Source organism: Cellvibrio sp. KY-GH-1 (assembly GCF_008806975.1).
In the GTDB taxonomy this organism is placed as follows: domain Bacteria; phylum Pseudomonadota; class Gammaproteobacteria; order Pseudomonadales; family Cellvibrionaceae; genus Cellvibrio.
In genome coordinates this window covers 1,788,408-1,801,841 of the sequence record NZ_CP031728.1, presented here as the reverse complement: position 1 = coordinate 1,801,841, position 13,434 = coordinate 1,788,408, and the positions used below count along the sequence as shown (strand labels likewise).

The window sequence follows — 13,434 nt, the reverse complement described above, 5'->3', positions numbered from 1 at the left end:
CTGGTGGGATTAACGCGGGGAATACCCCTGAATTAATCCCGCCAGTGTTGCCAACGCCCTTTCTACCCGCGAACCCCACTCGCAGGCGCAAGACAAACGCACGAATGACGAATATTTTTTGCTGGCTGAAAAAATCGGGCCGGGTGCGATACTAATGCCTGCTGCGAGCGCTTGTTTTGCCAAATCAAAACTATCGATATTGCCCGGCAACTCCAGCCATATTACGAAGCCGCCTTGGGGTTGGCTGATCTTGGTTCCCTCAGGGAAAGTCTCTATCAGTGCTTTGGTCATGCGCGAGACTGCTTGGGCATAATCGCTGCGCACCCGACGCAGGTGACGCTCGTATTGGCCGCTCTCCAATAATTCAGCCACTGCCAGTTGCGGTACTGTGGCAGTCGCCAGATTTAAAACATATTTCAGGTATTCAATGCGCGGTTGGTGAATTCCGCCTGCGATCCAGCCTACGCGCAGCCCCGGCGACAGGCTTTTGGATATGGAGCTACACAGAATTACATTCTCATCCAATGCCTTGAGCAGGGAAGGGCGCGTCTGGCTAAAACCCAGATCGCTGTAAATATCATCCTCAATCAGCACAACTCCCCGCGCTTTTAACATGCTTACTAAGCGCTGCTTATTGGCATCCGGCATTGAGCAGCCAAGAGGATTGCTGAAATTGGGGGTGACTACGCAGGCTTTTACCGGCCAGCGGCTCAAGGCTAGCTCTAGTGCCTCTAACGACATGCCGGTTTGCGGAGTAGCGGGAATTTCCAGTGCTTCCAGACCTAAAGACTCGATTACTTGTAGTAACCCATAAAAAGTAGGGGATTCGATTGCTACAACATCGCCGGGTTGGGTGACGGCGCGCAGCGCCAGTGTTAATGCTTCCTGACAGCCGTTGGTGATGATCAATTCATCCGGGTGGATTGCGCAGCGAGCCTCCGCTAACCGGCGTGATATTTGCCTGCGCAGTTCAGGCGCACCGGGTGAGAATTCGTAATTCGCTGAGCGAACGCGTTGCTGCCGTGCGACCTTTGTCAGCGCCTGCTCTATGGCGCGGGTGGGAAGAAACTCGCTCGCTGGAACGGCGGCGCCCAGCTGCACTATGTTTGGATCGTTGGCGGCCTTAACCAATTGCAGCACCATATCCTGACCACTGACGGGGGCCGGGCGCATGGTGGTTACATGGACACGGGGAGCTTGAATTTGCGCTAACGGCCGCGGCTTTACGTAAAAGCCTGAGCGGTTACGCACCTCCAGTAAACCCCAGTCTTCCAGTTGGCGGTACGCGGAGATTACGGTAGCGATACTTAACTGATGTTGCTGCGCTTGCTGGCGCACCCCGGGCATGCGATCACCCGCTTGAAAGCCGCCGCTGGCAATTAATCCTGCGAGTTCATCGGCCAGTTTGCGATACAACAGATCCATAGCTAACGCCTTTGGGGTTAATTTTAACGGGTATCGAAACACAAACTGATTGAAGTCTTCAATCTGTACTGTATCACTTTAAAAAATTTTTAACTGTAATGGTTGATGCACGGAAAATAAACTGCCGCCCGATGGAATAACTGATTTTTATCATGCGCGTTACAAGCGAAGCGGTGCGCACAAGGGCTAAAGGAAGGGGCTTGGCATATAAAACTTTACTTCCAAATGGGCATTGCTAAAGTTATTCAATAGGGCAGTGAAATGAGTGGAGCGATATGAAATACGGTTTATTTTTCATTTTCATTCTGTTTTTCACCTTGCCAGCGAAAGGCGACATTCCTATTCATTACGTCCCCACGGAAGATCCTGGTGATCCACGGCTAGCCTACATCATTGAAATACTGAAGCTCTCGTTGAGCAAAAGTCTGCCCAACGAGCGAATTGTGTTTACTCCCTTGCCAGCGTCAATCAGTTACGCCCGGTCAATTCATGAATTGAAAAAAAATGTTTACCCCAACTATTTTTCGCCCGGGGGTGTGAACGTTGAACAATTAGGTACGGATAATCTGCAAGCCGTGGATTTTCCATTGGATCATGGGTTGCTATCCTATCGAATTTGTTTTGTCTCGCCGAACGCTAGCAAAAAAATTGAAAAAGTAACTTCTATTGAAGAGTTGCGCCAATTTACGATTGGGCAAGGAACCAATTGGCCAGACATACCCATATTGACCGCGAATGGCTTCAAGGTCATAGAAGTACCGGTTTACACCAGCTTGTTTAAAATGGTGGTCAGCAATAGAGTCGACATGGTATGTCGAGGGGTCAACGAATTGCGTCGTGAGGCAATCCAATTTAAACACTACGGCAATTTAATTTATGACGAGAGTTTTGTATTAATTTACACCATGCCTTATAAGCTTTATTTCAATAACCTCAATGCGGAATTAGTTAAAAAAATTGAATTGGGTTTGTCGATAGCCAAACAAGATGGATCCTTAGAGAAACTGTTTATGACGCATTTTTCTGAGGACTTAATTTTTGCCAAATTGAATCAGCGTAAACGCTTCATACTGAAAACTGGATATGAAGATTCATTTTCAGAAAATTATAAGCAGTATCTCTACGACCCGTTTAAATAGACTCCCTTCTTTCGCGGTATTTTCCTTCTTGTTTGCCAGATAACCAATCCTTAGCCAAAGCGATTAGGTACAGTTTTCACCGAAAGTAATAGGTACAGATTACGTATATATCAAATCTGTAACGTATCAATTTAAAAAAAGTGAAACTGTAATGACTCAAGTTTGCAAAATACACTGCCTTTCCCAGAGCTAACCATAGCGCACGTTTATTTACTCAATAGGAGGGACTATGCCTTTTCCCCTGTATTTAGTGGATGCCTTTGTCGACCAGCCCTTTAGTGGCAATCCGGCCGGCGTCTGCCTTTTGCCAGAAGAACAGCCTGCTAAATGGATGCAACAAGTGGCCATGGAAATGAATCAGGCAGAAACGGCCTTTGTCTGCCCGAAAGTAGACGGCAGCTACAGTTTGCGTTGGTTTACCCCGCAAGTAGAGGTCGATCTCTGTGGTCACGCGACCCTGGCGGCGGCCCATACACTCTGGCGTGAGGCGGGGCGAATTACAGTCTGTCATCCACTTTCACACGCGCAGTGGTTTGCTAAGCGCAATCCGCAAGGGCGATGAAATTCAACTGGATTTTCCCAGTGATCAACCTAAAACCCGCGAAATTCCTGGGGCGTTACTGCAGTTCCTGAGTAAGCCGCCGGTGTGGTTTGGTCGCGGTCGGGATGATTTATTGTTGGTGTTGGAAAATGCGGCGGCCGTTGAAAGTTTTGTCCCGGATCTCGAGCTGATTAATTCAATTACTGAGCGTGGTTTGATCGTAACGGCGCCGGGCGATATCAATTCCGGGCTGGATATGGTCTCGCGCTTTTTTGCACCCAAAGTCGGTATTGCAGAGGACTCGGTGACGGGTTCCGCGCACTGCTTGCTCGCCGTTTATTGGGGGTATCGGCTGGGCAAAAAATTATTGTGCGCCCGTCAGGCCTCGCTGCGCGGTGGTTTGCTAACACTGGAATTGCAAGGCGATCGCGTGCTGCTGAGTGGCAAGGCAAAAACTATGCTTAAAGGTGAATTTTATGGTTGATTTAAATAAGGCTGAGCCAATCAGTTGGTTAAATGGCAAGTTGGTTGCTCCCGCCCAAGCCATGGTATCGGTATTTGATCACGGGCTTTTGTACGGCGATGGTGTGTTCGAAGGGATTCGTTTTTATCACGGGAAAGCATTTCGTTTACTGGCACATCTTGAACGCCTGCGACTTTCCGCGCGCGCTATTGCGCTGGAGATTCCTTACACCACGGAAGCGCTCACACAAGCTGTGTTGGATGTAATCGCTGCAGCGCCATCGGCTAACGGTTATATACGTTTAGTAGTGACACGCGGCGTTGGGCCGCTCGGAATAGATCCATCGCGCTGTAAATCCCCGCAAGTATTTATTATTGCTGATGCATTGCACATGGTGAGTGAGCGCGTAAGAACCGAAGGTGCAAAAGTAATTATTGCGGCGACTCGGCGGTTAGGCGCTGATGGCCTTGATCCACGCATCAAAAGTTTAAATTATCTCAACCATATTCTCGCGCGTATGGAAGCGACTCACGCCGGCGCAGACGAAGCGATTTTGTTAAACAGTGGGGGCCGAATTGCCGAGGGTAGTGCAGATAATATTTTTATCGTGAAAAAAGGAGAGCTGTTTACGCCCCCGGTAATAGAAGGCGCGTTAGATGGAATCACTCGCCAGGCGGTTTTGGAATTGGCGGAAAAACTGGGAATAAAAGCGCGCGAAATTCCACTCGCCCCCTACGATTTATTCACCGCCGATGAATGTTTCCTAACGGGCACAGGGGCAGAGTTAATTCCTGTAGGCTATGCAGATGGCCGTGCAATGCCGCAATGTCCCGGACCTGTTTACCAACGATTGGCAGCAGCGTTTAAGGAATTGGTCGCTATCGAGTCGGCGGAATAAAGCGTATAGCTGCACGGAAGCTGACAAATTTTTCATGTTTTGGTAAAGAGAAATGCAAAAATTATCCAATAACATTAGAAGTTGCTGACGGGGCGCTGCATACTGGTCGAAATATCGGTTAATTGAGTCCTGCTGCGATGCGTGACATTAAAAATATTGATTTAAATTTATTAAAAGCCTTGGATGCGCTACTGGATGAGCGCAATGTCACGCGTGCTGCAGAACGCCTGTCGCTTACCCAGCCGGCAATGAGCGGTATGCTGACGCGCTTGCGTGAAAGTTTTAATGATCCGCTGTTTGTGCGTTCTCAGCGCGGTGTTGTCCCCACGCAACGTGCGTTGGAATTAGCGGGTCCGGTTAAGCAAGTGTTGGCGGAAATTGCAGTATTGCTTACGCCGGTGGAGTTCGACCCTGCAACAGCGGAAATGACCTTATCAATCGCTGCGACTGATTACGCCTTGCAAGCCGTTGCTGTCCCATTTGTATTGGAATTAAAAAAGCGCGCGCCACGTATTCGTGTGGCTTTATTGCCCATTGAAAATGAAAATCTGCATGCGCAATTGGAGCGTGGTGATATTCAGTTCGTGCTACTAAGCCCCGCAAATTGTCCGCCCGATTTACATGCCCGCCGTTTGTTCGACGAAGAATATGTGTGCGTAATGCGCGCGGAACATCCCGCTGCGAAAACGCCGTTGTCGCTCGATGAATTCTGCAAGCTGGAGCATGCACTTTTTTCTTATAACGGTGGCTGTTTCAGTGGCGCAACGGATGAGGCCTTGGTGAAAATCGGGCGCGAAAGGCAAGTGGTACTCTCGGTAAAATCTTTTCTGGTGATGACGAATATAGTGCGTGCGAGTGAACTTATATCCGTTGTTCCCAAGCGACTCGTTGAGCACCTTGAAGGCTTGGTTATGCAAGACACGCCGCTTCCGGTTGAAGGGTTTGCATTGGTCGCCGCGTGGCACGAGCGAACCCACAAAGACCCGGCGCAACGCTGGGTGCGCGAGCTGTTGTTTGAGTTATTTGTTACCAATTAGCCGCTTTGGTAGTGGCGAATTTGCCCAGATATAAAAATTTCTGATGACAATCATAAGAAAATAGGATTTTTTATATACCTGAGGGGCGGTTACTCTGCACACATCAACACCTTGCAGCAGCAACTGCTTTCTCTGGAGACCTATATGTCCGCGCTCTTTACCCGTTTCAAGCTTAAAGATATTGAATTGCGTAACCGCATCGCCGTACCCCCTATGTGCCAGTACATGGCTACCGATGGTATTAGCAATGACTGGCATCTCGCGCATTACAGCAGCATTGCGCGTGGCGGTGCAGGTTTGGTGATTGTCGAAGCGACCGCCGTATCCCCGGAAGGTCGTATTTCTCCCGGCTGCCTTGGGTTGTGGAATGACGAGCAAGCCGCCGGCTTGGCACAAATCGCCAGTGCGATCAAGAAAGCGGGCGCTGTTCCCGGTATTCAAATTGCCCATGCTGGCCGCAAAGCCAGCGCCAATCGTCCATGGGAAGGGGATGACCACATTCCCCCCAATGATCCGCGCAGTTGGGAAACGATTTCTCCCTCGCCAATTGCTTTTGGTGGTGATCTGGATAAGTTACCGCGTGAGATGACTGTTGAAGATATTAACCGTGTTCGGGCTGACTTTGCGGCGGCGGCACAACGCGCGTTGGATGCTGGTTTTGAATGGTTGGAATTGCATTTTGCCCACGGTTATCTCGCGCAAAGTTTTTTCTCGGTGCATGCGAATCAACGCACCGATGAATACGGTGGCAGTTTTGAAAATCGCAGCCGTTTTATACTGGAAACACTGGCCGCGGTGCGCGCGGTTTGGCCGGAAAATTTGCCGCTGACGGCGCGATTCGGCGTTATTGAATATGATGGCCGCGATGAAGAAACCTTGGCAGAATCCATTGAACTGACCAAACAAATGCGCAAGCAGGGTTTGGATATGTTGAGTGTGAGTGTAGGTTTCTCCACACCAACTGCGAATATTCCATGGGCCCCTGCATTTCTTGCGCCTATCGCTGAAAAAGTTCGCAACTCTGCAGATTTGCCTGTCGCATCGGCATGGGGTTTCAGTACGCCGGAATTAGCTGAGCAAGCAGTCGCGAATAAACAATTGGACGTAGTTATGATTGGCCGACCGCATCTCGCTAACCCGCATTGGCCTTACCTGGCCGCGCGTGCACTCGGTGTTGAAAAACCTTCCTGGGTTTTGCCTGCGCCTTATGCGCATTGGTTGGAGCGTTATAAATCTGCCTAGTTTCCGCGCCTTTGCAAACATCCCCAAAAGTGTCTAATTTTTTTCGTATTAGAAACTGAGTGCATAAAAATCCTGTTTGCGTGATTGGAAGCAGGATTTTTAATAGTTCCTCATTGCTTTTGCGCTATTCTTGTACTCATTCTGCTCAACAGGTTCGAGATATTTCTTCAATGCGAGAAGTGCTAGTCGATATGCTAATGGGGAGTCGGATGTAAGACTTGATAATCGAGTCGAGGCGAACTTTTCTGGATACAACTGAGCCTTCTCTGCTTCCTGCATCATTAGTATTGCCTTCAATAGTGGTAATCATCCTGCCATTAACACTTTCTACAATTCCTATGTGCGAGAAGGTAAAAACTACAATATCTCCTTTTTGGGGAGTAAAAAGTGTTGAACTTCTTGGGAAAATTATACAGTCATTGTTTTTCGCCCAGATGTGCAAAAAGCGACTTACAGAGGCCTCCCGGGGAGGGATGACTGTTGGGAAAAACGGAGAATAGTTTAGGAGCTTTTGTACGCAAAATGAGACAAATGCTGCACACCAAGGGTAGCCATCAGTAACTCCATTCACCGTTACGGAATCAGATTTGAATATGGCCTGTAGTGCCTTGCTGGTGCCTGCCTTGTTAACTCCTGTCTCTTTTACCCCAATGTACTTGGCTGCAATATCGGCGAGTAAACCATGCGGTGAAGATGCTGTAGTCAAAGTTGTATTGGCTGGTGATGTTGTCTTGCCGAGCGGTGCTCCCGGTGATAGTGCTCGCCACGTTTTAGGTCCGACTACACCATCTGCCGTCAGCCCATTGTTTTGCTGAAATCTTTTAACAGCTTCTAGTGTGGCTGCTCCAAAATCTCTATCAACCTTTAAGAATGATTTTTTATTGTGTGCATTGAGTAGTTTTTGGAGTTGCTCTACAGAGTCACCTATAGAGCCTTTGCGTAGTATTATTTGTGACATACAAAAATTCCCTCTTTTAATTTCTTTCTAAATAAATCCACAATTCCGATGGAATAAATTCTATTTCAGATTTCAGTTCAAGCCATAGAATGCCTTTTTCAGTAAATATTCCTCGAACGTTTTCGCCATATAAATAGCTATCATTTATGCAGAGTTGGCTGAAAGAAGTGGATATTTTTTCTGTGCCAGGCTCGCTATAATTGCGCTCAATTCTGTGCGTACCATTTAAGGTTCGCATATTGATTGTTATGCTTGCGCCACCTGTTTCGGTTTTAAAATTAGTGCCTGAAATATTTGCAGGTTGGAATTTATTTATTGCAATAACATTGGTTCCATCCAAAACATTTGACGGCAATTGATTAAATGCATCTGTGGGTACTTTGCAGCGTTGGGTGTGGGTGTCTTTTGCTGGGTGATTTACTTCACTTGCGGCAATAGGGGTGTTCAAGCAGCCACAAAGCAAAAATAATACTGAATACAACAAGCCTTGTTGATTGATATTGATCAAAATTAATCCTCCATAATTTATGAACGGTGAGGTTTATACTGGGTTTCACTTTGTACTACAAATACAAAATCCTGATTAAGATAATTTGCTCACATATTTACTGGATGGCTGGCGTATAAAGATCTTTCAGATAGCATGAGGTTTAAGTATGCCGGAAATAGCCGATCAAGCGGCCCCAACAAACACTGGATGTGGCTGGCCACCCACACCTTGCCAATCCACATTGGCCATATCTGGCGGCATGCGCCTCGGCGTTGACAAACCCTCTTGGGGTGTTGCCTGCACCCTATGCGCATTGGTTGGAGCGTTATAGGTCTGCCTAGTATCCGCGCCTTTGCAAACATCCCCAAAAGTGTCTAATTTTTTTCGTATTAGAAACAGAGTGCATAAAAATCCTGCTTGCGTGATTGGAAGCAGGATTTTTAATAGTTCCTCATTGCTTTTGCGCTATTCTTGAACACATCGAACTGTTCAATAGGATTCCGGTTATATATAACTATTGGATTGATTATGTTGTGGTTGTTGAGTAGAAAAATCTATGCGCTGTGTCCTCTGCTGGCTATCAATTATTTTCCTGTGTGTCTCAGGTTGCACCACTGCAAAGAAGTCGGCAATTCCAGTTTACGTGTACCATCAATTTTCTCCCTTCGTAAATGATCACCAGACCGATTTAAGCGAGCTGTTTGTCGAATATCTTAACCGTCATACCAGCTATCACTGGCAACTTGTATTGTTAAGTCGGGCGGAGTTAAACAGTTTGCGCGCACAAGGGCGCCAGGGCGCTATTTTATGGTCAAATCCCAAATGGTTCGGGCATTCACCGGATATAAAAGTCAGCGAGCCACTGCTCTGGGATGCTGATGTATTGGTGTATAACCAACAGCAACCCTTGGTTGGCAATTTTCCCTCGGCAATAATTCATAAGTCATTCTGTACGGTCGCAGGGCATCGCTATTTAGCATTGGAGCCTTATTTTGCTGATAGTCGTGTGAAAGTTATCGAGCAGAGTTCGCAAGACGCTTGCGTTCAACTGCTGAAGTCAAAACAAGTAGATTTTATTCAATTAGAAAAAAGTAATCTGTTTACCGAACACACTCAGGCATTAAAAAATGACCTGGGGTTTATTGAACCCGCCATCGATAATTTCCAACGCTTTGTATTGGTAAGTACGTCCTATTCCTATGTGCTGCCTCAGCTTAATCAAGTCATTATCAATTTGCATAAAGATAAGCAATGGCAGCGTGAGCTGGAAAAAATTGGTGAGTCCCGCTTTGTGGATTTGTTTGAATTAAACCTAGAGGAATTGATGAAGGTGGAAATGCCGGATTGATTTTTTAACGACAGCAATAGATTAGTTAGTTTTTTAAGGTAGAGTATTTTTCCATGGCAAGCTGTCTAGTAGGTTGAATAGTTACTTGTTTAGACAAATAGGCGATTCTGGTGTGTGGAAAAGTACAATCGCCTGATTCCCACTCAGACAGCACACTGATCTCCATCCTAAATCGGAAAAGTCTTTCTGTAGAATTTCGTCGGGTTTAATTAGTGGCGCCCGTGTTCTTGTGACGTAAAAAATTAAGTCAATTTCATTTTAATATAAATATATTGCTTGCTTTGTGATTTTTTCTTTGCTTCATCAACCACTAAATCGTAAATTTTTGCTACAGGCGGGATGTCTTCATCGATAGTTGGAAATTTCAAACCCGCGATAGTGCTTGCTTGTTCTGCATCTTTAAAAATTTTTCTGGTGTAAGCCGTTAGGCGGGTGCCAGGATTGCACATTTCTTTGACTTGAAAACGTGCAGATCTAAAAATAACATCAGTTTTGCTAGTTTGTCCCGGTGAAATTAACTCACTCTCGTTAAAGACAACAGATAAATTTTTTAGAAATGCGGGGACTGCCCAGCGTTCTCTTTCGGTTTTCCCTTTATTTGAAAAGAAATCCCGATCATCCTTTGTTTTTTCTTTGTGGTAGCTGAGCCATTCTTTCTCATCCATTTTCTTTACCTATGTCGATCTATGGCAAGAGATGGGTTTGCATTCCAAATGCTGCCCGTTCTCGGTTACTGAGTAGCTTAATGGAGACCTAGTATGGGCGATAGCTACTGCTTGCGTACAGAAATAAGTACAAGTAGCATGGTGCGTTTACGATCCTTTGGGGAATGACCTATGGATACCATGAGCTATACCGCCTTTCGCAATGATCTAGCCAGTGTGCTGGATAAGGTGAACGATGATCATAAGCCGGTACTAATTACCCGTCAGAACGGTAAGCCGGCGGTGGTGATTAGCCTGGAAGATTTTCAGGCCTATGAGGAAACTGCCTATTTGATGGCTAGCCCTAAAAATGCTGTGCGCTTGAATGATTCGATTAACCAGGTGGCCGCTGGGAAGGCTACGCCGCGGGGGTTAATCGAGGAATGATTCTGGCGTGGGCGGATCATGCCTGGGAGGATTACCTCTACTGGCAAAAAGCCGATATGAAAACTCTTAAGCGCATTAATACCCTTGTTAAAGAGATCCAGCGCCAGCCGTTTGCTGGAATAGGCGACCCGGAACCGCTGAAGCATCATTGGTCGGGTTATTGGTCGCGGCGGATTGATCGCGAGTATCGACTGGTTTATCGCGTTGAGAATGAAACTATCTTTGTGGTGCAATGCCGTTATCACTATTGATAAACCTATTTTTAAATTGAATTTGATAAAGAGAAAATCACATGTCTGCTGTTAAGGAAATCGTATTAACCTTCAGTTGTCAGGACTCAAAGGGGTTGGTGGCCGCCGTCGCTACCTTGTTTGCTACTCTGGGTTTTAACATCAAAGAGTCCTCCCAGTTTGAGGATGTAACCAGTAACCGCTTTTTTATGCGCACCGTATTTGAGTGCCCCACCGGTTATAACATTGGGCAGATTCGCTCGTTGTTTAAACCCCTGGGTGAGCAGTACCAAATGGATTGGAATATTTTCGATAGCGGTAGTAAACCGCGTGTTCTGATTGCCGTTTCGCAATGGGGCCACTGTTTGAATGCGCTGCTAAACAGCTGGAAAAATGGCTCTTTGCCCATTGATATTGTGGGTGTGGTTTCCAACCATAATGTGATGCGCGATCTTGCTGAGTGGTACCAATTGCCATTCCATTATTTGCCGATTACCGCTAACACCAAGCCACAACAAGAAGGGCAGTTATGGCAATTAATGCAAGATCTGCAGGCAGATTTTTTGGTGCTCGCGCGCTATATGCAAATTTTGTCCGACGATTTGTGTAAAAAATTAAATGGACGTGCGATCAATATCCATCACTCATTTCTGCCGGGCTTTAAAGGCGCGAAACCCTATCACCAGGCGTTTGATCGCGGGGTGAAACTAATTGGTGCCACAGCGCATTTTGTCACCGCTGATCTCGATGAAGGTCCGATTATTGAACAATCCGTTGAGCGTGTTTCCCACGTCAATTCACCGGATGAAATGGCAGAGATTGGTCGCGATATTGAAGCGGTAGTGTTGAATCGTGCAGTGCGTTGGCATGCAGAACACCGGGTGTTATTAAACGGTACTAAAACGGTGGTGTTTTCCCGCTAGTCCATAAATGCTGCGCCCAAAGGGCGCAGCATTTCAGACCGCTGACAAACCCCTAGCCAAAAGCTGGGGGTTTGCGTTTAATGGCAGCACACTTTCTTGTGATGACTGCCATGCTCAAAGAACCTGCGCCGCGCCAACACACACTGGAAATGGTGATCCTTGAGGATCTCGTTCCGGCTGACCATCTACTGCGCAAAATCGACAAGTACATCAACTTCGAATTTATCCGCGACCAAGTCCGCCATTTATATTGCGATAACAACGGCCGCCCTGCAGTTGATCCGGTGTTGTTATTTAAAATGCTGTTTATTGGTTATTTGTTTGGTGTGCGCAGCGAGCGGCAGTTAGTGCGCGAGGTGCAAGTGAATGTGGCATATCGTTGGTTTTTGGGGTTGAGTCTCACGGATAAAATCATTGATGCCTCCACCTTTAGCCAGCAACGTCGGCGCCGGTTTTTAGCGACTGATATTGAGCAACAAATTTTTGATGAGATTGTTCGCCAAGCAATTGGCCACGGCTTGGTGGGCGGCGATGTGCTTTACACCGACAGCACCCACATGAAAGCCAATGCCAATAAAAAGAAGTTTGAAATTCACACCGTCACGCAAACGCCGACGGATTATTTAACCGCGTTGGAAGTGGCGATTGATGAAGACCGAATTGCCAACGGCAAAGCCCCACTAAAAGAAAAAGCGGGCGATACCGAGCCAAAAACCCGCGACATTAAAGTCAGCACCACTGATCCCGATAGTGGTTATTTAACACGCGAAGGCAAGCCCCAAGGATTTTATTATCTCGACCATCGCACCGTGGATGGTAAATACAACATCATCACGGACACCCACGTCACACCGAGCAACGTGCATGACAGCAAACCTTATTTGGCACGCCTGGATCGCCAATTAACGGCCTTCAATATTTATCCGTACACGGTGGGATTGGATGCAGGCTACAAAACTGCAGGCATCTGCAAAGGTTTGGAAGATCGCAATATTGAGGGCGTTATTGGCTATCGCCGCCCCAACAAAGCGGAAGGCTTATTTGCCAGGCGCAAATTTGTGTTTGATGCCGATCAGAATCATTACACCTGTCCGGCGGGTCAGTTGATTTCATATAACACCACCAACCGATTGGGCTATCGCGAATACCGCTCCGATTCAGAGCAATGCAAACGCTGTCCGTTTTTGGATCAATGCACGCGCAGTCGCAACCACACCAAAGTCATCACACGCCATGTGTGGCAAGACAGTGTGGAGCGCACTGATGCGCGACGACTCACCGAGCAAGGCAAACGGATTTATCAACGCAGAAAGGAAACGGTGGAGCGCAGCTTTGCCGACGCGAAACAATTGCACGGTCATAGATATGCACGTTATCGCGGCTTGCGTCGCGTGAGTGGCCAGTGTTTGTTGGCGGCTGCGTGCCAGAATATGAAGAAGATAGCGCTGTTGCTGGCGCGTTTTTATAATCCATTGGTGGTGTTAGGCCTTGTTCAAGCGCTGTGGATACTTATATCGCGTTTTATCGAGAAAAATGAACGGATTGGAAATCAATCGCCAGAAATGCGGTTGATGCACAGCGCGAGCTAAAAAAATAAAACCCCACTTTTTTAGGGTGGGGTTTGTCAACGATCTGAAATGCTGCGCCCA

General features: G+C 47.0%; 15 protein-coding genes. 11 read left to right on the top strand and 4 right to left on the bottom strand.

All coding sequences use genetic code 11. From position 1 onward, the window contains the following. Nucleotides 1-9: 9 nt before the first annotated feature. Nucleotides 10-1,425, bottom strand: coding sequence for a PLP-dependent aminotransferase family protein (locus D0C16_RS07615; RefSeq protein WP_151031756.1), 1,416 nt, complete (start codon nt 1,423-1,425; stop codon nt 10-12). 275 nt (nt 1,426-1,700) lie between these two features. Here D0C16_RS07615 and D0C16_RS07610 point away from each other — a divergent pair, with 275 nt between their 5' ends. From D0C16_RS07610 to D0C16_RS07590, 6 genes are all read left to right on the top strand, one after another. Beyond that, complete coding sequence (locus D0C16_RS07610) at nt 1,701-2,564, top strand: amino acid ABC transporter substrate-binding protein (protein WP_151031755.1); 864 nt, start codon at nt 1,701-1,703, stop codon at nt 2,562-2,564. Nucleotides 2,565-2,793: 229 nt separating this feature from the next. Then, nucleotides 2,794-3,126 (top strand): PhzF family phenazine biosynthesis protein, encoded by a 333-nt coding sequence (locus tag D0C16_RS24420; protein WP_225318944.1) that lies wholly within the window; start codon nt 2,794-2,796, stop codon nt 3,124-3,126. Next, nucleotides 3,098-3,589 (top strand): PhzF family phenazine biosynthesis protein, encoded by a 492-nt coding sequence (locus tag D0C16_RS24415; RefSeq protein WP_225318943.1) that lies wholly within the window; start codon nt 3,098-3,100, stop codon nt 3,587-3,589. The genes D0C16_RS24420 and D0C16_RS24415 overlap by 29 nt, the downstream gene beginning before the upstream one ends. Next, nucleotides 3,582-4,466 carry a branched-chain-amino-acid transaminase gene (gene ilvE / locus D0C16_RS07600; RefSeq protein WP_151031754.1) on the top strand — a complete coding sequence of 295 codons (885 nt, stop codon included), beginning with the start codon at nt 3,582-3,584 and terminating at the stop codon, nt 4,464-4,466. Before D0C16_RS24415 ends, ilvE begins: the two co-directional genes overlap by 8 nt. A 137-nt stretch (nt 4,467-4,603) precedes the next feature. Continuing rightward, nucleotides 4,604-5,503 carry a LysR family transcriptional regulator gene (locus D0C16_RS07595; protein ID WP_151031753.1) on the top strand — a complete coding sequence of 300 codons (900 nt, stop codon included), beginning with the start codon at nt 4,604-4,606 and terminating at the stop codon, nt 5,501-5,503. Nucleotides 5,504-5,647: 144 nt separating this feature from the next. Then, the gene (locus tag D0C16_RS07590; RefSeq protein ID WP_151031752.1) at nt 5,648-6,745 is read left to right on the top strand and encodes an NADH:flavin oxidoreductase/NADH oxidase; all 1,098 of its coding nucleotides are present in this window, start codon (nt 5,648-5,650) and stop codon (nt 6,743-6,745) included. A 145-nt stretch (nt 6,746-6,890) separates the two neighbouring features. On the opposite strand, the gene D0C16_RS07585 is transcribed toward D0C16_RS07590, so the two are convergent. Further along, nucleotides 6,891-7,703, bottom strand: coding sequence for a peptidoglycan-binding protein (locus tag D0C16_RS07585; RefSeq protein ID WP_151031751.1), 813 nt, complete (start codon nt 7,701-7,703; stop codon nt 6,891-6,893). Between the two features lie 16 nt (nt 7,704-7,719). After that, nucleotides 7,720-8,211, bottom strand: a complete 492-nt coding sequence (locus D0C16_RS07580) for a hypothetical protein (protein WP_151031750.1) — start codon at nt 8,209-8,211, stop codon at nt 7,720-7,722. A 538-nt stretch (nt 8,212-8,749) separates the two neighbouring features. On the opposite strand from D0C16_RS07580, the gene D0C16_RS07570 reads away from it, so the two are divergent. After that, complete coding sequence (locus tag D0C16_RS07570; protein WP_151031749.1) at nt 8,750-9,541, top strand: hypothetical protein; 792 nt, start codon at nt 8,750-8,752, stop codon at nt 9,539-9,541. 242 nt (nt 9,542-9,783) lie between these two features. On the opposite strand, the gene D0C16_RS07565 is transcribed toward D0C16_RS07570, so the two are convergent. Then, complete coding sequence (locus tag D0C16_RS07565) at nt 9,784-10,206, bottom strand: DUF1780 domain-containing protein (protein ID WP_151031748.1); 423 nt, start codon at nt 10,204-10,206, stop codon at nt 9,784-9,786. Nucleotides 10,207-10,377: 171 nt separating this feature from the next. Between D0C16_RS07565 and D0C16_RS07560 the strand changes: the two genes are divergently transcribed. From D0C16_RS07560 to D0C16_RS07545, 4 genes are all read left to right on the top strand, one after another. Next, a complete protein-coding gene (locus D0C16_RS07560; RefSeq protein WP_151031747.1) occupies nt 10,378-10,632 on the top strand; it encodes a type II toxin-antitoxin system Phd/YefM family antitoxin in 255 nt (84 codons plus the stop codon). Then, nucleotides 10,629-10,883 carry a Txe/YoeB family addiction module toxin gene (locus tag D0C16_RS07555; RefSeq protein ID WP_151031746.1) on the top strand — a complete coding sequence of 85 codons (255 nt, stop codon included), beginning with the start codon at nt 10,629-10,631 and terminating at the stop codon, nt 10,881-10,883. Before D0C16_RS07560 ends, D0C16_RS07555 begins: the two co-directional genes overlap by 4 nt. 41 nt (nt 10,884-10,924) lie before the next feature. Further along, nucleotides 10,925-11,785 carry a formyltetrahydrofolate deformylase gene (gene purU, locus D0C16_RS07550; protein WP_151031745.1) on the top strand — a complete coding sequence of 287 codons (861 nt, stop codon included), beginning with the start codon at nt 10,925-10,927 and terminating at the stop codon, nt 11,783-11,785. A 110-nt stretch (nt 11,786-11,895) separates the two neighbouring features. Further along, nucleotides 11,896-13,374, top strand: a complete 1,479-nt coding sequence (locus D0C16_RS07545) for an IS1182 family transposase (RefSeq protein WP_225319008.1) — start codon at nt 11,896-11,898, stop codon at nt 13,372-13,374. Nucleotides 13,375-13,434 lie beyond the last annotated feature (60 nt).